General features: G+C 73.8%; 13 protein-coding genes and 2 pseudogenes. 11 read left to right on the top strand and 4 right to left on the bottom strand.

All coding sequences use genetic code 11. The annotated features are described in order from the left end of the window. Positions 1–40 precede the first annotated feature (40 nt). Both ACWEK3_RS36180 and ACWEK3_RS36175 read left to right on the top strand, forming a co-directional pair. Positions 41–2,425: a phosphoketolase family protein gene (locus tag ACWEK3_RS36180; RefSeq protein WP_453251634.1), complete on the top strand. Its 2,385-nt coding sequence runs from the start codon at positions 41–43 to the stop codon at positions 2,423–2,425. 142 nt (positions 2,426–2,567) lie between these two features. Then, positions 2,568–3,257: a response regulator gene (locus ACWEK3_RS36175; RefSeq protein WP_390728370.1), complete on the top strand. Its 690-nt coding sequence runs from the start codon at positions 2,568–2,570 to the stop codon at positions 3,255–3,257. Between the two features lie 38 nt (positions 3,258–3,295). Here the strand turns inward: ACWEK3_RS36175 and ACWEK3_RS36170 are convergent. Next, a pseudogene (locus ACWEK3_RS36170) lies at positions 3,296–3,968 on the bottom strand (CBS domain-containing protein). A gap of 226 nt (positions 3,969–4,194) precedes the next feature. Here ACWEK3_RS36170 and ACWEK3_RS36165 point away from each other — a divergent pair. The 3 genes and pseudogenes from ACWEK3_RS36165 (at position 4,195) to ACWEK3_RS36155 (ending at position 6,869) form a co-directional block, all read left to right on the top strand. Further along, positions 4,195–5,082: a pyridoxamine 5'-phosphate oxidase family protein gene (locus ACWEK3_RS36165; RefSeq protein ID WP_450547774.1), complete on the top strand. Its 888-nt coding sequence runs from the start codon at positions 4,195–4,197 to the stop codon at positions 5,080–5,082. Positions 5,083–5,491: 409 nt separating this feature from the next. After that, positions 5,492–5,757: pseudogene (locus ACWEK3_RS36160) on the top strand (crotonase/enoyl-CoA hydratase family protein); the annotation flags it as partial. Positions 5,758–5,870: 113 nt separating this feature from the next. Then, complete coding sequence (locus tag ACWEK3_RS36155) at positions 5,871–6,869, top strand: Acg family FMN-binding oxidoreductase (protein WP_453251633.1); 999 nt, start codon at positions 5,871–5,873, stop codon at positions 6,867–6,869. Between the two features lie 112 nt (positions 6,870–6,981). Here the strand turns inward: ACWEK3_RS36155 and ACWEK3_RS36150 are convergent, their stop codons facing one another. Beyond that, the gene (locus tag ACWEK3_RS36150; protein ID WP_450547316.1) at positions 6,982–7,404 is read right to left on the bottom strand and encodes a pyridoxamine 5'-phosphate oxidase family protein; all 423 of its coding nucleotides are present in this window, start codon (positions 7,402–7,404) and stop codon (positions 6,982–6,984) included. A gap of 522 nt (positions 7,405–7,926) precedes the next feature. Between ACWEK3_RS36150 and rsgA the strand changes: the two genes are divergently transcribed. From rsgA to ACWEK3_RS36135, 3 genes are all read left to right on the top strand, one after another. Further along, positions 7,927–9,048 (top strand): ribosome small subunit-dependent GTPase A, encoded by a 1,122-nt coding sequence (rsgA, locus tag ACWEK3_RS36145; RefSeq protein ID WP_453251632.1) that lies wholly within the window; start codon positions 7,927–7,929, stop codon positions 9,046–9,048. 296 nt (positions 9,049–9,344) lie between these two features. Then, a complete protein-coding gene (locus ACWEK3_RS36140) occupies positions 9,345–10,745 on the top strand; it encodes an AlkA N-terminal domain-containing protein (RefSeq protein ID WP_450547317.1) in 1,401 nt (466 codons plus the stop codon). Continuing rightward, positions 10,742–11,254 (top strand): methylated-DNA--[protein]-cysteine S-methyltransferase, encoded by a 513-nt coding sequence (locus ACWEK3_RS36135; RefSeq protein WP_450547314.1) that lies wholly within the window; start codon positions 10,742–10,744, stop codon positions 11,252–11,254. Before ACWEK3_RS36140 ends, ACWEK3_RS36135 begins: the two co-directional genes overlap by 4 nt. 12 nt (positions 11,255–11,266) lie before the next feature. Here ACWEK3_RS36135 and ACWEK3_RS36130 read toward each other — a convergent pair whose 3' ends face one another. Next, positions 11,267–12,256, bottom strand: a complete 990-nt coding sequence (locus ACWEK3_RS36130; RefSeq protein WP_450547313.1) for a helix-turn-helix domain-containing protein — start codon at positions 12,254–12,256, stop codon at positions 11,267–11,269. Positions 12,257–13,428: 1,172 nt separating this feature from the next. Next, positions 13,429–13,584 carry a hypothetical protein gene (locus ACWEK3_RS36125; protein ID WP_450547312.1) on the bottom strand — a complete coding sequence of 52 codons (156 nt, stop codon included), beginning with the start codon at positions 13,582–13,584 and terminating at the stop codon, positions 13,429–13,431. Positions 13,585–13,783: 199 nt separating this feature from the next. On the opposite strand from ACWEK3_RS36125, the gene ACWEK3_RS36120 reads away from it, so the two are divergent. From ACWEK3_RS36120 to ACWEK3_RS36110, 3 genes are all read left to right on the top strand, one after another. Next, complete coding sequence (locus tag ACWEK3_RS36120; protein WP_453251631.1) at positions 13,784–15,175, top strand: protein phosphatase 2C domain-containing protein; 1,392 nt, start codon at positions 13,784–13,786, stop codon at positions 15,173–15,175. A gap of 66 nt (positions 15,176–15,241) precedes the next feature. Further along, positions 15,242–16,984 (top strand): pyruvate dehydrogenase, encoded by a 1,743-nt coding sequence (locus ACWEK3_RS36115; RefSeq protein WP_450547310.1) that lies wholly within the window; start codon positions 15,242–15,244, stop codon positions 16,982–16,984. Positions 16,985–17,119: 135 nt separating this feature from the next. After that, the gene (locus ACWEK3_RS36110; RefSeq protein WP_450547309.1) at positions 17,120–17,626 is read left to right on the top strand and encodes an ATP-binding protein; all 507 of its coding nucleotides are present in this window, start codon (positions 17,120–17,122) and stop codon (positions 17,624–17,626) included. Positions 17,627–17,747: the final 121 nt, after the last annotated feature.

Below are 17,747 nucleotides of genomic sequence, written 5' to 3'. Positions count from 1 at the left end.
CGGTACCCCCGACCGCTGTCCCGACCCGGAAGGAAACCCGATGTCCGTCGAGACGCAGCAGGCAGCCGCCGGGCTCACGGACGAGGAGCTCGCGACGCTGGACGCCCACTGGCGCGCCGCGAACTACCTCTCCGTCGGCCAGATCTACCTCATGGGCAACCCGCTGCTGGCCGAACCGCTGCGCCCGGAACACATCAAGCCGCGCCTGCTCGGCCACTGGGGCACCTCGCCCGGCCTCAACCTGGTCCACACCCACCTCAACCGCGCCATCAAGGCCCGCGACCTGAACGCCGTGTGCATCTGGGGTCCGGGCCACGGCGGGCCCGCCGTGCTCGCCAACTCCTGGCTGGAGGGCTCGTACACCGAGACCTATCCGGACATCACCCAAGACACGTCCGGCATGGCGCGGCTGTTCAAGCAGTTCTCCTTCCCCGGCGGGGTGCCCAGCCACGTCGCCCCCGAGACACCGGGCTCCATCCACGAGGGCGGCGAACTCGGCTACTCCCTCTCCCACGCCTACGGTGCGGCGCTCGACAACCCGGACCTGGTCGTCGCCTGCGTGATCGGCGACGGCGAGGCGGAGACCGGCCCGCTGGCCGCGTCCTGGCACTCCAACAAGTTCCTCGACCCGGTCCACGACGGAGCGGTCCTGCCGATCCTGCACCTCAACGGCTACAAGATCGCCAACCCGACCGTCCTGGCCCGCCTCCCCGAGGCGGAACTCGACGACCTGCTCAGGGGCTACGGCCACGACCCGATCCACGTCACCGGCGACGACCCGGCCGTCGTGCACCGCGCCATGGCCGCGGCCATGGACACCGCGCTCGACCGCATCGCCGCCTTCCAGCGCGCCGCCCGCACCGACGGCGCCACCGAGCGGCCTCGCTGGCCCGTGATCGTACTGCGCACGCCCAAGGGCTGGACCGGACCCGCCGAGGTCGACGGGCTGCCCGTGGAGGGCACCTGGCGCGCCCACCAGGTCCCGCTGGCCGGTGTCCGGGACAACCCCGAGCACCTGCGGCAGCTGGAGCGGTGGCTGCGCTCGTACCGTCCCGAGGAACTGTTCGACGAGCGCGGCGCCCCGCGCCCCGCCGTACTGGCCTGCGTCCCGCACGGCACCCGCCGGCTCGGCGCCACCCCGCACGCCAACGGCGGGCTCCTGCTGCGCGAACTGCCCCTGCCCCCGCTGGAGAAGCACGCCGTCGAGGTCGACAAGCCCGGCGCGACCCTGCACGAGCCCACCCGCGTCCTCGGCGACATGCTCGAGGACGTCATGGCCGCCACCACCGACCGGCGCGACTTCCGGCTCGTCGGCCCCGACGAGACCGCCTCCAACCGCCTCCAGGCCGTCTACGGCGCCAGCGGCAAGGCCTGGCAGGCCCTGACCCTGCCGGTGGACGAGCACCTCGACCGGCACGGCCGGGTGATGGAGATCCTGTCCGAACACACCTGTCAGGGCTGGCTGGAGGGCTACCTCCTCACCGGCCGGCACGGACTGTTCTCCTGCTACGAGGCCTTCGTGCACATCATCGACTCAATGGTCAACCAGCACATCAAATGGCTGCGCACCACCCGCCGGCTGCCCTGGCGGGCCCCCATCGCCTCGTTCAACTACCTGCTCACCTCGCACGTGTGGCGCCAGGACCACAACGGCTTCTCCCACCAGGACCCCGGCTTCGTCGACCACATCCTGAACAAGAGCCCCGAAGCGGTCCGGGTCTACTTTCCGCCGGACGCCAACACCCTGCTGTCCGTGGCCGACCACGCGCTGCGCAGCCGCGACTACGTCAACGTGATCGTCGCCGGCAAGCAGCCCTGCTTCGACTGGCTCTCCATGGAGCAGGCCGCGGTGCACTGCGCGCGCGGCGCCGGCATCTGGGAGTGGGCCGGCACCGAGGACGGCATCCGCGAACCGGACGTGGTGCTGGCCTGCGCGGGCGACGTGCCGACCCAGGAGGTGCTGGCCGCCGCCCAGTTGCTGCGCCGGCACCTGCCCGACCTGGCCGTGCGCGTGGTCAACGTCGTGGACATCGCCCGGCTGCTGCCCAGCGGGGAGCACCCGCACGGGATGACCGACTTCGAGTACGACGGGCTGTTCACCCGGGACAAGCCGGTGATCTTCGCCTACCACGGCTACCCGTGGCTGATCCACCGACTGGCCTACCGGCGGGCCGGCCACCCCCACCTGCACGTGCGCGGCTACAAGGAGATCGGCACCACGACCACGCCGTTCGACATGGTGGTGAGCAACGACCTGGACCGCTACCGGCTGGTCATGGACGTCATCGACCGCGTCCCCGGCCTCGCGGTGCGCGCCGCGGCCGTCCGCCAGCGGATGGAGGACACCCGGCTGCGCCACCACGCCTGGATCCGGGAGCACGGCGTGGACCTGCCCGAGGTGGCGGACTGGTCCTGGGACGGCTGACCAGGACGTGCCCCCGGAGTGTGGGGCGGCGGGCAGGATCCCATCCCCGGCGGGCGCGGACCAGGGCCGACCGGCCCTGGTCCGCGCCCGCGCTTCGGGGAAGGATCCTTGAGGAAAGCCGACACATCACAAGGAGCGACCGATGGCGGACCGTGAGCAGGCCGGACCCGACACCCCGATCCGGGTCTTCCTCCTCGACGACCACGAGGTGGTGCGTCGTGGGGTGCACGACCTGCTGAACGACGAACCGGACATCACGGTGGTCGGCGAGGCCGCCACCGCCGAACAGGCACTGGTGCGCGTCCCCGCCCTGCGACCGGACGTCGCGGTGCTCGACGTCCGGCTGCCGGACGGCGACGGCGTGACCGTCTGCCGCGAGCTGCGCTCCCGCCTGCCGGAACTGGCCTGCCTGATGCTGACCTCGTTCGACGACGAGGAGGCGCTGCTGGACTCGATCATGGCGGGTGCCTCCGGCTATGTGCTCAAGCAGATCCGGGGCTCGGACCTGGTCTCGGCGGTGCGCACGGTGGCGAGCGGCCAGTCGCTGCTCGACCCCAGCGCCACCACGAAGCTGATGGCCCGGCTGCGCGGCGGACAGCAGCCGCAGGAGGAGCCGGACGCGCTGCCCGGACTGACCGACCGGGAACGGGAGATCCTGGCCCTGATCGGCGAGGGCCTGACCAACCGCCAGATCGGCCAGCGCCTCTATCTGGCCGAGAAGACGGTGAAGAACCACATCTCCCGCCTGCTCGCCAAGCTCGGCGTGGAGCGGCGCATCCAGGCCGCCGTCATCGCCACCCAGGCCAAGGACCGGCTGCGCGGGACCTCCTGACCGGGGCCTCCTGACCTTCGTCCGGCGGTGCCGGTGCCTCATGCGCGGGCGGTGTGTCCGCCGGTGTCGTCGCACCGGTAGATGACGTCGGTGCTCACCGACACCACGCCGTCGACTCCGCCGCACAGCCGCTCGACCACCGGGATGAGGCTCCTGGCCCGGACGGTCCCCTTGAGCGAGACCCGGCCGTCGGACACCCCGACCGTCACGTCCGCCGGGGTCAGCCCCAGGGTCCGCGCGAGCACGTCCTGGGTGATCTCCTCGAAGACGGCCTCGTCCCGGCGGAGGAAGACACGCAGCAGGTCGCCGCGGCTGACGACGCCCACCAGGGTGCCGCACTCGTCGACCACGGGAAGCCGCTTGACCCGGTGCCCGTCCATCAGGCGCGCGGCCTCCACGACGGTCCACTCGGGGCGCGCACACCGCCGGCGCCGTCATCAGGTCCTCGGCGGTGCCGGCGGCGGAGCCGCCGTGCCCAGCGTCCTCCGCCCGGGTCCCGGGCAGCAGGCCGGCCGGGTCCGGACGCCCGGCCACCGTGCGCAGCAGGTCCGCCTCGGAGACCACCCCGACGGGACGGTCCAGCTCGTCGACGACGGGCACGGCCGTCACCTCGTTGTCGGCCAGCACCCTGGCGACCTGCTTGAACGGCGTGTCCCGGCGGACCCGGACGACTCCGCGGGTCATGAGGTCCTCCACCGTACGGTGTCGCATGACGTCTCTCCCTTCGGTCCGCCCGACCGGTTCGGGTGCGCCGGTCCGCGGTTCACACGCGGGCGCGCACTCTCCACGGTGGCGGCGGCGCACCCGCGCCGGCTTGGGCCCATCGCGCACGGAGACGGCGCCGTTCGTCCCTTCCGCGAGGGACCTCGGGTCCGTTGGTGCGGGCGGCGGGGACGGGCGATCCTGGAGGGCGGACCCCCATGAGGGAGGGATCGCCATGCACGCTCAGCTGGGCGACCGACTGGTCGTCGAAAGCCCGGTCACCGGCGACGTACGGCGCGACGGCGAGATCGTCGGCCTGCACCACGAGGACGGCACCCCGCCGTACGACGTGCGCTGGTCCGACACCGGCGAGGTCACGCTGGTGTTCCCAGGGCCCGACGCGCACGTCCTGCACCCGGAGGACGAGGAGACCACGGCCGGCGGACAGGCCCCCGCGGAACCCTCCGGCGCCGGGCCGGGCCGGCCGGGGGACTTCGGCAGGCGTCTGGCGGCCGCCCGCAGGAAGCGGGGACTGAGCCTGGAGGAGACGGCGGGCCGGGCCCGGATGTCCCCGCAGTACCTCGCCTATCTCGAGCAGCGCCCGTCGGCGCCGGGCACGGGGACCCTCGTGCGGCTGGCCGACGCGCTGGGCACCACACTGATCACGCTGAGCGGCGGCGACCAGGACCTGCCACCCGGGCAGGGACAGGCGCTGCTCCACCCCCGGCTGTCCGATCTCGGCCCGGACGAGTGCCGGGCGCTGCTGTCCACGCACGGAGTGGGGCGTATCGCGCTGACGGGCCCGGACGGGCCCGCGGTCTTCCCGGTCAACTACGACGTGGTGGACGGCGCGCTCGTCTTCCGCACCGCGCCCGACGCGGTCCCCGCCGCGGCCGTCGGCCAAGAGGTGGCCTTCGAGGTGGACCAGGTCGACGAGACGATGAGCCAGGGCTGGAGCGTGCTGGCGGTCGGCCGCGCCGAAGTGGTCACGGACGCCGAAGCGGTGCGCCGGCTGGAGCAGCGGGTCCACTCCGACCCCTGGGCGGGCGGGCCGCGGACCCTCTGGGTGCGCATCCGCCCCGCTCGTCTGACGGGACGCCGCATCACTCCCGCGGACCGGTGAGCGGGGCGGGGGCCGGGCTTCGGCTGGTGCTGTGACCGGAAAGGTTTGCCGGGAAGCTCGCGGCGTCCGGTGCTGGGGGTACCTCCCACGCCGTTCAGGCTGTGGGGGAGCATCGCAAGGCGGAGCATCGCCCGCGTACTGGATGTACTCGGGTGATGCGACAACGCGGCTGGGGGTCCCCCTGCTCGAAGAGCTTGGGGGAGTGCCGTGCCGGGCGTCGCGAGCCGGTGAACCTTTCCGGTCGCAGCACTAGACACGAACGGACGGGAAGGACAATCCACTTCTCGCGGATCCTGATTGCGCGGTGCACGGCTTTTCCGCCGCTTCCCCGCGTCTTCCGGTCCTTCCCGTCACTTTCATGACACCACACGGGCCGCCGCGGCACCAGGGCCGCCCGGCCCCGGCCGGGGCCGCCGCGGCCCTGAAGACGGTCAGCACCGGGCGGGGCAACCGGGTCGTGGAGGACGTGACGAGCCGATGGGGCCGACCCGGATGCGGCTGTCCGAGCCGGTGAACCTTTCCGGTCGCAGCACTAGCGGTCTGGAACTGGCGCTGTGGTGCGATCCGCGGGTGGCGGAGGAGGACGCCGTGTTCGGTGTGTTCCGCCGCCGCTGCGGCGTGCCGCTGATCGACGGCGGCACGGGACGGCTGCCCCGGCTGATCGGCACCAGCCGCGGTCCGGCCGGGACCTGCGGCCCTGCCGAGGGCCCGCTGAGCCCTTCCGCCCCGGCCGGGCGGCGAAGGAGGGTGGACGGGCAAGCGACAAGGGAGCCCATGGAGGAGCCGTCATGCGGACATCGGCAGTCGACGCGACCACCCTGGAGAGCCTGCTGTACGCGACCATGGCGGCTCCGTCGATCCACAACACCCAGCCCTGGCGGTTCGGCCTGGACGCCGACACCCGGTCCATCCACGTCCGCGCCGAGTCGCGGTCCCTGCCGCTGACCGATCCGGGGCAGCGCGCCCAGCACCTCTCCGTGGGCGCGGCCGTCCTCAACCTCCGGGTCGCGGCGGCACACCTCGGCTGGGACCCGCTCGTGACGCTCCTGCCCGACCGGCGCGACCCCGGCCTGCTGGCCACCGTCCGGCTGTTCGTGGCGGCCCTCGACACACAGCCGTCGTACCGCTGCCTGTACGACGCGGTCGCGCGTCGGCACACCAGCCGGATGCCCTTCACCGGGCGTCCGGTGCCGGAGCACATCGTGCTGGAGATGGTCAAGGCGGCGCGGATCGAGGGGGCGCACCTGGACGTCCCCGACTTCGCCGGCACCCGGCGCCTGCTGAGCCTGACCGCGCAGGCCGAGACGCGCAACGCCGCCGACCCGGCCCGCACCGCCGAGACCAGGGCCTGGGTCAACACGCCGGACAGGCGCCTCCCGCACGGCATTCCGCTCACCTCGCTGGGCCCCCGGGACACGGCCGGGCGGATGCCGATGCGGGACTTCACAGGACCGCTGCCCGGGCTGCGCCCGCCCGCCCTGCGTTTCGAACGGCACGCGCAGGTGGCCCTGTTGTGGACCCCGCACGACCGGCGGGAGGACTGGCTGCGCGCGGGGCAGGCGATGGAGCGGGCCCTGCTGGTGGCCACCCGGTACGGGGTGCGCACCTCGATGCTGCACCAGGCGATGGAGTGGCCCGACCTGCGGGCGGCGATCGCCGCCCCGAGGCTCCGGTGCCGCCCCCACCTGCTGATCCGCTTCGGCTACGGCCCGGACGGCGGCCGCACCCCGCGCGCGGCCGCCCGGGTGACCCCCGTGGAGGAGACACCGGCAGGCCCCACGGGCTGAACGCACACGACGAGGGGGCCGGGCGGCGCACCGTACGCGCAGCCCGGTCCCTCCGTGGGCTCAACCTTCGTGCCCTCAACCTCCGTGCCGTCAACGGGTGACGCGCGACCGCTCAATTGGCGACGCGCAGATCCGTGAGCTCCCGTCCGGTGACCATGGTGGCCTCGATGCGGATGAAGACGTCCTCCTCGATCGGCATCCAGGAGCGCGGCCCGGTCCGCATGAGACGCTCGTGCTCGACCGGATCGGTCACCACGGTGGCCCGGCCGGTGACGACGACGCTCCAGCCCGACCGGCTCTCCGCGTCGAACGAGTCCGCCTCGAAGGCGACCACGACCCCGTCCACGGCGCGGACGAGGTCGGAACCGGCGGAGGTGCGCAGCAGCACGGACGCGTCCGCCGCCAGGGCGAAGTTGACGGGCAGCACCGCGGGCAGCGCTTGCCGCGTGTAGACGACACGGCCCACCGGTACCTCTGCCATCAGGCGCAGGCACTCCTGCCGGTCCATCGAGCGAAAGCCATCATTGTCGGACACCCTCCCATGGTCGCCGCGCACCCGGCCCGCCGTTAGGGCCTGTTGGCCCCCATCTTCGGCAGGGGTCCCGCCCGACGCTTCAGGACCCGATGCTTCAGGACTGATGCTTCAGGACCCGACGTACCCCAAAGCCGGGCCTGAACGGTGAACTGACGCAGGCGCTGGTGCGCTCACACCGGCTCTTCACCCGAGCGGAAGCCCGCCCCGGCGCGGCTGGGAGCGCATCGGGTGACGGCGGGCGGCGCCACCGTAATTCGGTGGCGCCGCTTCCCCGCGCTCCCCTACGGTGAGGCTCGCATCACGCGGAGGCCGGCGGCCGACGCTGCCGGTTCACAGAGTTCGCTGAGTGCGCTGAGTTCTCGCGGAGAAAGAGGAGGTGTGACCCATGGCTGTCTCGGTAATGGGCGCTGCCCGCAACGACAGGACCATCCACTCCACCTCCGCGGCCACCGGCTGACACCTCCTGCACGCCCGCGCGCACCGTCGCGGGCAGTCGGGGCCGCCCTCGTGAAGGGTTCCCCCTTGCGTTCCTCCGCTTCTTCCGTTCCTTCCGTTCCCTCTCCCGTCTCGCCGCACCCACTCGCCCCCTACGGCTGGGACGAGGGCTGGGAGTCGGACTTCACCCCGTACACCGCCGAAGGCCTGCTGCCGGGCCGGGTGATCCGCGTCGACCGGGGGCAGTGCGACGTCGTCACCGCCGGCGGTGTGCTGCGCGCCGACACCGCGTTCGTCACCCCGCACGACCCGATGCGGGTGGTGTGCACCGGCGACTGGGTCGCCGTCGAACCCGGCGGCAATCCGCGCTACGTCCGCACGACGCTGCCCCGGCGCACCGCCTTCGTGCGCTCCACCTCGTCCAAGCGGTCCGAGGGCCAGATCCTCGCCGCCAACGTCGACCACGCGATCGTCGCGGTGTCCCTCGCGGTCGAACTCGACCTCGGCCGCATCGAGCGCTACCTGGCGCTGGCCTGGGAATCCGGCGCGCAGCCGCTGATCGTGCTGACCAAGGCCGACCTCGTGCCGGACGCGACGGGACTGGGGTATCTCGTCCAGGACGTGGAGACGAGCGCGCCCGGTGTGCCGGTACTGCCCGTCAGCGCCGTGACTGGCGACGGGCTCGACGTCCTCCTCGCCGTCGTCTCCTCGGGCACGTCCGTGCTGCTCGGGTCGTCCGGAGCGGGCAAGTCCACGCTCGCGAACGTGCTGCTCGGCGAGGACGTGATGACCGTACAGGCCGCACGGGACGTCGACGGCAAGGGCCGGCACACGACCACCACCCGCAACCTGCTCGCACTGCCGGGCGGCGGTGTGCTGATCGACACCCCGGGGCTGCGCGGAGTGGGCCTGTGGGACGCCGAGAGCGGCGTCGGACAGGTGTTCTCCGAGATCGAGGAGCTGGCCGGGCGGTGCCGGTTCCAGGACTGCGCCCACGACAGCGAGCCGGGGTGCGCGGTGCTCGCCGCCGTCGACGCCGGTGAGCTGCCCCAGCGGCGGCTGGAGAGCTACCGCAAGCTCCTGCGCGAGAACCAGTGGATCGTCGCCAAGACCGACGCGCGGCTGCGCGCGGAGATCCGGCGGGACTGGAAGCGCAAGGGCGCCGAGGGCCGGGCCGCGATGGAGGCCAAGAGGGGCCGGTGGCACTAGGGCCTCTCGTTTGGATCATGCCGGGCTCGCGGGCCCTGGCACCGTTCCCCCAAGCTCATCGAGCAGCGGGAACCCCCAGCCGCGTTGTCGTCGGTTGGCAGGGCTCCGCCCTGCCGCCCTCCTTCGCCTTGCGATCCTCCCCCACTGCCTGAACGGCGTGGGAGGTGCCCCCATCACCAGACCCCGCTCCCTGATCCGGCCTGATCCAAACGAAAGACCCTAGCCCGTCATGTCGGCCGTGGTGTCCGATTTCCGCCAGCGGCATCCCCGCGCGGGGGCGGACACTGGACGGCGTGATGGACGAGGACACCAGGTACGAGGCCGTACGCAGCCGGGACGGCCGGTTCGACGGGGAGTTCTTCTTCGCCGTGGAGACGACCGGGATCTACTGCCGTCCCAGCTGCCCGGCCGTGACCCCCAAACGGCACCACGTGCGGTTCTACCCCACGGCCGCCGCCGCGCAGGGCGCGGGTTTCCGCGCCTGCCGGCGCTGCCGGCCGGACGCGGTGCCCGGCTCCGCCGACTGGAACGTACGGGCGGACGCCGTCGGGCGGGCCATGCGGCTGATCGGCGACGGCGTGATCGACCGGGAGGGCGTCGCCGGGCTCGCCACGCGGCTCGGCTACAGCGAGCGGCAGGTGCGCCGGCAGCTCACCGCCGAGCTGGGCGCCGGGCCCGTCGCGCTCGCCCGCGCCCAGCGGGCGCACAGCGCGCGCGTCCTGCTCCAGACCACGGACCTGCCGGTCACCCAGATCGCGTTCGCGGCCGGGTTCGCCAGCGTGCGGCAGTTCAACGACACGATGCGGTCCGTCTACGCCGCGACCCCCAGCGAGCTGCGCGCCACCGCCCGCAGGGCACGGGGCCGCCGCCCCGCGGCGCCCACCGCCGGGATCCCGCTGCGGCTCGCCCACCGGGGCCCCTACCAGGCCGGCCCCGTCTTCGACCTGCTGGAACGCGAGGCCGTGCCCGGCGTCGAGGAGATCGACGGCGCGCCCGGCCGGCGGACCTACCGGCGCACCCTCCGCCTGCCGTACGGCACCGGGACCGCCGCCGTGGACGAGCGCTCCGGCACACCGCGGACCGGGTCCGGCGCGCATCCCGGCGGCTGGCTGGAGGCCCGGCTCCACCTGACCGACCCACGCGATCTGACCACGGCCGTACAGCGGCTGCGCCGGCTGTTCGACCTGGACGCCGACCCGTACGCCGTCGACGAGCGGCTCGGCGCGGACCCGTGGCTGGCTCCACTGGTCGCCGCCCGGCCCGGCCTGCGCTCGCCGGGCTCGGCGGACCCGCCGGAGACGGCGGTCCGGGCGCTGGTGGGACCGGCGGCCGCCGCGGAGCTGGTACGGCGCTACGGCAAGGCGCTGGACGCTCCCACCGGCACGCTGACCCACCTCTTCCCCGAGCCGGCCGTCCTCGCCGAGGCCGAGCCGGACGGACCCCTGGGCGCCCTGACCGCCGCCCTCGCCGACGGCACGGTGCGGCTGGACCCGGGCGCCGACCGCGACGACACGCACCGGGCACTGCTCGCCCTGCCCGGCCTGGATCCGGCCACGGCCGCCGCGATCCGCACCCGGGCCCTCGGCGACCCCGACGTGGCCCCGCCCGGCGCGGACACCCCCGAAAGCTGGCGCCCCTGGCGCTCGTATGCCCTGCGGCACCTGCGTGCCGCCGAAGAGCTGGAGACCACCCCATGACCACGCGCACGCACGCGACCCCCACGGGTACGACCTACTGGACCACCCTCGACAGTCCGCTGTGCCCCCTGCTGCTGACCGCCGACTCCTCCGGCGCACTGACCTCGCTGTCCGTGCCCGGCCAGAAGGGCGGTCGCGAGGCCCAGGCCGACTGGCGGCACGACGCCGGGCCGTTCCGCGAGGCGGAGGAACAGCTCCGCGCCTACTTCGCCGGTGAACTCAAGGAGTTCCGGCTGCCGTTGCGCACCTCCGGCACCGCGTTCCGGGAGCGGGTGTGGGCCGCCCTCGACGACGTTCCGTACGGCTCGACCACCACGTACGGCGAGATCGCCGCGCGGATCGGCGCTTCCCACGCCGCCGTTCGGGCCGTCGGCGGAGCCATCGGCGCCAACCCGCTTCTGGTGTTGCGCCCCTGCCACCGCGTGATCGGCGCGGACGGTTCCCTGACCGGCTACGCGGGCGGTCTGGAGCGGAAGGTGCGGCTGCTGACGCTGGAGGGCGCGCTGTAGACGCCGGCGCGGTCAGCCGTGCCGCTCGCGGGCCACCCAGCCCCGTTCGTAGGCGTGCCAGCCCAGTTGCAGCCGGGTGCTCACCCCGGTCAGCTCCATCAGCCGCTTCACCCGGCGCTGCACGGTCCGCAGACCCAGGTCGAGTTGCTTGGCGACGCTCGCGTCCGTCAGACCGGCCAGCAGCAGCGACAGCACCTCCAGGTCGATGGCGTCGGGGCCGTCCCGGCCCTCCTCGGTCACGCCGGACGCCCCGAGCCGCAGCGGCAGTGCCTCCCGCCACACCGACTCGAACAGCTCGTACAGCAGCTCCAGCAGGCCGCTGGCGTGCACGACCAGCGCGGTGGGCTCCGGGGTGTGCGAGGTGAGCGGCACCATGGCGAGCGTCCGGTCGGCGACGACCAGTTTGGTCGGTACGGTCTCGACGACCCGCACCTGTTCGTCGCGGCCGAGCGCGGCGGTCAGCTCCGTGACGCCGTTCGGCTTGTCCAGCACGGCGCGTTCGAGCACCACCCGGTAGCGGACCCCGCGGGCGGCCGCCTGCTCCTCGGCGTGGTTCTCCATCGAGGAGACGGCGATCGGGTTGCCCGTGACCAGCGCGCACACCTCCTCGCTCGCCCCGAGCTGGAGCTGGAGGAAGCGCTGGGCGACCGCGGGGGCGCCGGTGACCACCTCGACCAGGTCGTGCACCGCGGGCTCGGAGGCCGCCGCCCGGTACTCCTCGGCGAGCAGCGCGGCGGCCAGTTCCGCCCGCTCCAGCTCGTGGCGGTGCTGGGTGAGCAGTGCGCCCAGCGCCACCCCGGGCGGCGCGGCCACCCAGCGGCCGGGCCGGGCCGAGGACTGGGCCGCGAGTCCGTGCCGCTCCAGGCGGCGCAGGACGTGCTCGGTGTCCCGCTCGCCGAGCATCAGCCGCCGTGCGAGATCGGGCACTTCGGCGGCGCCCACGGACACCAGGGCCCGGTACGCCGCCTCGTGCGTCTCGTCCAGACCTATCGCTGCCAGCATCAGCTGCTGTCCCTCCCCTTTCAGATCCCCGGCATCACGTTCCGCGGCGCGTCGGCGGTGGCGGGAAACAGCCACGGCGCAAAACCGCCGCGGCACATCATCGCTGTACCACCGGTCACTCTGACAAGGTGGCGCCACCGAAGCACCGACGGGTGCCTGGTGTCCAGCCATGGGCATGGCCTGCACGGATACGCACCCCGTGCGGGTGGCCGGGGCAACTGGCGGCCCCGGCCCGCGGCGTCCGGGCCGGGCACCGCGGGGCGCGTCGGGGTGTTCCGGACGGCGGTGTTTCGGCCGACCGGACCGTGATCCGGACCAGGATCACCCGGGTGTTGCCGGACGGCTCCTCCGTGGGGGGTGGAGCCGTCCGGCGACCTCGTCGTGCCGCGGGGCGGTTCGGTCCACCGGATTTGCCGATGCCCCGTTCCCACCGGGCCCGTGCGGTGGACAATTGGCGGCATGAGCCAGCAGGGGGGAAGGCCCACCGGTCAAGAGGACGACTGGTGGGGGCAGTTGTACGACGACTCCGCCGGGGACACCGGCCCCGCGGCCGGGGTTTCCGATTCCCTGGACGACCGCTTCGCCTCGGCGTCCGGAACGGTCGGCGGCCCCCCGCGGGGCGCACCCCTACCCACCCCACACTCACCGGACCCGGCCCCGGGCACGGGCCCTGACTGGTGGCGCAGTACCCCCGAGGACACGGCGTCGGCGGCCGACCGGGGCTCCGAACCGCCCGCGCCGGCTTCGGGGGTTGCTTGGGGCTCCGGTCCGGGGGAGTCGGAGCGGTCGCCTTGGTCTGCCTCTCTCGCCGATGGGGCGGCTGCGGAGGCCGACCGGGATTCGGGGATGGGGACGCCCGAGCGGCCATCTCAGCCGCCCGCACCGGCCGAGGGGCCGCCTGCGGGGGGTGCTTGGGGTTCTGGGCCGGTGGAGTCCGAGCGGTTGCCTCGGACGCCCTCTCCCGCCGATGGGGCGGCTGCGGAGGCCGACCGGGATTCGGGGACGGGGACGCCGGAGCGGCCATCGCAGCCGCCCGCACCGGCCGAGGGGCCGCCTGCGGCGGATGCTTGGAGTTCTGGGCCTGTGGAGCCTGGGCGGCCATCTCGGTCGTCCACGCCAGCTGAGGGGCCCGCCGCGGGGGCGGCTTGGGGTTCCGCGCCGGTGAGGCCGGCTCAACCGCCCGCCTCCTCCGAGGGGACGGGCGATGGCTGGTCGTCGGGCTCCGCCGAGTCGACCCACTGGGGCGGAACCGGCTCCGGCTCGGGCGATCCCTCGCCCAGGAACGCCGCCGACCCGGCCGGCCCCGCCGCGAGGCGGCTTCCGTCCACGCCCCCGCCTCCTCCCGCGCCCCCGTCACCTTCTTCGCCTCCGTCCGCGCCCGCACCCGCTTCTCCGCCCCCGTCCACGCCCTCGCCCCCTTCCGCACCTCCGTCCGCCCCTCCACCTCCGTCCGCTTCTCCGCGTTCCTCCGCACCCCCGCCGCCTTCCGCGCCTCCTTCGCCGCCGGAGTCTCCATCTGTCGGAGCCGTGGGCGGCTCCGGACGTGAGGTAGGCGGTGGCGAGGCGGAGGCCGGTCCGGCCGCCGGGGAGGCGTACGACGCACCGCCCGGCCTGGAGGCGTGCGACGCACCGCCTGGCGCGGAGGCGTACGACGCACCGCCCGCCAGGGAGGCGCACGCCGGACCGCCCGGCGTGGAAGCGCACTCCGCATCGGCAGCCGGTAAGGCGTACTCCGTATCGGGCGCCGGGGAGGCGCATGTCGCACCGCCTGCCGTGGAGGCGCAAGCCGTATCGGGCGGCGCGGAGGCGGAGGCCGGTCCGGCCGCCGGAGAGGCGCACGCCGCTTCGGGCAGCGCGGAGGCGGAGACGTACGACGCACCGGCCGCCGGGGAGGCGCATGTCGCACCGCCCGCCGCCGAGGCGTACGCCGCACCACGTGTCCGGGGCGCCGGCGTTGCCGTCGGGTATGTCGGCTCCCGGCCGCCCACCTACGCGGCCGAGCCCACCGCGTTGCCCGTGGCCGAGCCGGACGGGCTGGACGTCGCGGTGCCGGACACCGTGCTGGACGGGGCCGCCTACGGGGCGTGCACGCTACGCGCGGTGTCGATCCGGGGGGACTCCGCACGGTACCGGGGCGAACCGCGGCGCGACGCGCTGCTCACCGCGCGGTTCGGCGCCGGGGATCAGGCGCTGGTGCTGGTCGCGATGGCGACCGGCGCCCGCGCCACCCCGGGCGCGCATCGCGCGGCCGGCGAGGTGTGCCAGTGGATCGCCGAGGCCGTGGGGCGCAGCCACGCACGGCTGGCCGAGGACATCCGCGCGGCCCGGCGCGGCGACCTGAAGTCGGGGCTGCACCGCCTCACCGACCGCAGCCTCGGCAGACTCCGCGCGGGCGCCGCCGAACAGGGCGTCGACCCGCAGCAGTACACGGCCACCCTGCGCTGCCTGCTCCTGCCCGCCGACCCCGACTGCCGCGTCCGGGTCTTCTTCGGCGTCGGCGCCGGCGGCCTGTTCCGGCTGCGCGAGGGCGAGTGGCAGGACATCGAACCCGGCGTCGCCGAGACGCCCGGCCACCCCCTGGTCGGCTTCGGCTCGCCGCCGCCTGAGCCCCCGGACGGCGACCGGCTCACCATGGACCTCGGCATCACCGTCCCGCCGAACCCGTACGACCCGGCCCCGGAGCCGCCCCGCGAACCCTTCCGCTTCCGCGCGTCCGTGGCCCAACCGGGTGACGCGCTCCTGATGTGCACCGCCGGTCTGGCCGACCCGCTGCGCGGCGAGCCCGAGCTGTGCGCCCACCTCGCGCGACGGTGGTCCGATCCCGACCCACCGGGCCTCGCCGCGTTCCTGGCGGACGCCCAGGTGCGGGTCAAGGGCTACGCGGACGACCGTACGGCCGCCGCCGTGTGGGAGGCGTGAGCGCCGGGGCTGTGCCTTCATGGAGGCGGAGGGGTCCGCGGCAGACCGAAGGGGAGCCCGAGCGCCATGGCCAAGCAGAGCGTCGCAGAGCAGTTCGTTGACATCCTCGTCCGCGCCGGAGTCAAACGCCTGTACGGCGTGGTCGGGGACAGCCTCAATCCGGTCGTCGACGCGGTCCGCCGCAACGCCGCCATCGACTGGATCCACGTCCGCCACGAGGAGACCGCCGCCTTCGCGGCCGGCGCCGAGGCGCAGATCACGGGCCGTCTGACGGCCTGCGCCGGCTCCTGCGGTCCCGGCAACCTGCACCTCGTCAACGGCCTGTACGACGCCCACCGCTCCATGGCCCCGGTCCTCGCCCTCGCCTCGCACATCCCCTCCGGCGAGATCGGCCTCGGGTACTTCCAGGAGACCCACCCCGACCGGCTGTTCGCCGAGTGCAGCCACTACAGCGAACTGATCTCCAACCCGAAGCAGATGCCCCGGCTGCTCCAGACTGCCATCCAGAACGCGGTGGGCCGCAGCGGCGTCAGCGTGGTGTCGCTGCCCGGCGACATCGCCGCCGAGCCCGCGCCCGAGAGGGCCGCCGAGACCGCCATCGTCACCTCCCGGCCCACCGTCCGGCCCGGCGACGCCGAGATCGACCGGCTCGTCGAGATGATCGACGAGGCCGACAAGGTCACCCTGTTCTGCGGCAGCGGCACGGCGGGCGCGCACGCCGAGGTGATGGAGTTCGCCGAGCGGATCAAGTCCCCGGTCGGGCACGCGCTGCGCGGCAAGGAGTTCATCCAGTACGACAACCCGTACGACGTCGGCATGAGCGGACTGCTCGGCTACGGCGCCGCCTACGAGGCCACCCACGAGTGCGACCTGCTGATCCTGCTCGGCACCGACTTCCCGTACAACGCCTTCCTGCCCACCGATGTGAAGATCGCCCAGATCGACGTCCGGCCCGAGAACCTCGGCCGCCGCTCCAGGCTGGACCTCGCGGTGTGGGGCGATGTGAAGGAGACCCTGCGCTGTCTCGTGCCGAGGGTGCGGGCCAAGACGGACCGGCGCTTCCTGGACCGGATGCTCAAGAAGCACGCGGACGCCCTGGAGGGGGTCGTCAAGGCGTACACGAGGAAGGTGGACAAGCACGTCCCGATCCACCCCGAGTACGTGGCCGCCGTCCTGGACGAAGTGGCCGACGACGACGCCGTGTTCACCATCGACACGGGCATGTGCAACGTCTGGGGTGCCCGCTACATCTCGCCCAACGGGCGCCGTCGCATCATCGGTTCCTTCTCGCACGGCTCGATGGCCAACGCGCTGCCGATGGCTATCGGCGCGCAGTTCACCGACCGCCGCCGCCAGGTGGTGTCCATGTCGGGGGACGGCGGCTTCGCCATGCTGATGGGCGACTTCCTGACCCTCGTGCAGTACGACCTGCCGGTGAAGGTCGTCCTGTTCGACAACTCCTCTCTGGGCATGGTGGAGTTGGAGATGATGGTCGCGGGCCTGCCCGCCTACGGGACGGCCATGAAGAACCCCGACTTCGCCGCCGTCGCCCGCGCCTGCGGCGCCCACGGCATCCGGGTGGAGAAGCCCCGGCACCTCGCCGGCGCTCTGAAGGAGGCCTTCAGCCACAAGGGCCCCGCCCTCGTGGACGTCGTCACCGACCCCAACGCCCTGTCGATCCCGCCGAAGATCAAGGCCGAGATGGTGACCGGGTTCGCGCTGTCCGCCTCGAAGATGGTGCTGGACGGAGGCGTCGGCCGGATGGTGCAGATGGCGCGCTCCAACCTGCGCAACGTGCCCCGGCCGTAAGCCCCTCGGGACAGCGGAGCGCCGGACAACTGGGCGTGGCCATTCCGCATGACTGGCCCGCGCCCGACGGGGCATGGATCTCCGTGAACGTGTTCGAACCGGAGGGGAACCGACATCGGCACGCGGACGGGGGCCATGAAGAGGCAGGCACGAGGGGGCGGTCCCGCGACGGTCGGGGCCTCCTCGGCTCGGACGACGGAGGAACACACGCAGGGACCGGCGGGCGGAGAGGCGGACGGCCTCCCGGGACGGCCGGTCCCGCCGCAGCTCAGACGCAGGCTGGGGCGGGCCGACCTCAAGGCGGTGCCCGAGGCGCGGCGGGCGCTGCGCGCACTGCTGCGCCACTGGGGCAGGCCCGGTACGTCGGAGGTCGCGGAACTGCTCACCAGCGAACTGGTCACCAACGCGCTCGTCCACACCGACGACGACGCGATCCTGACGGCCACCGTGTCACCGCGCGGACTGCGCGTGGAGGTACGGGACTTCGTGGCCCGCAGGCCCAGACCCCGGACACCGGGGACGGGCGACAGCACCGGCGGCCGGGGCCTGGTCCTGGTGCAGTCCCTCGCGGACACCTGGGGCGTGTGCATGCACGGGGTCGGAAAGTCCGTCTGGTTCGAACTGGGCGCGGACGCCGCGTGAACGGGTGGGGGGGGGGGGGCGGGGGGGCGCCCCCCCCCCCCCCCCCCCCGGGCGGGGGGGGGGGGGGGGGCCCAAAACAGGGAAACGGGCGAGGAGATGGGGGGCAAGGGGGAGGGGAGGA

It is taken from the genome of Streptomyces sp. NPDC004721, assembly GCF_053601495.1.
The sequence above is the reverse complement of the archived record's forward strand: the minus strand, read 5'-3'. Positions and strand labels throughout refer to the sequence as shown.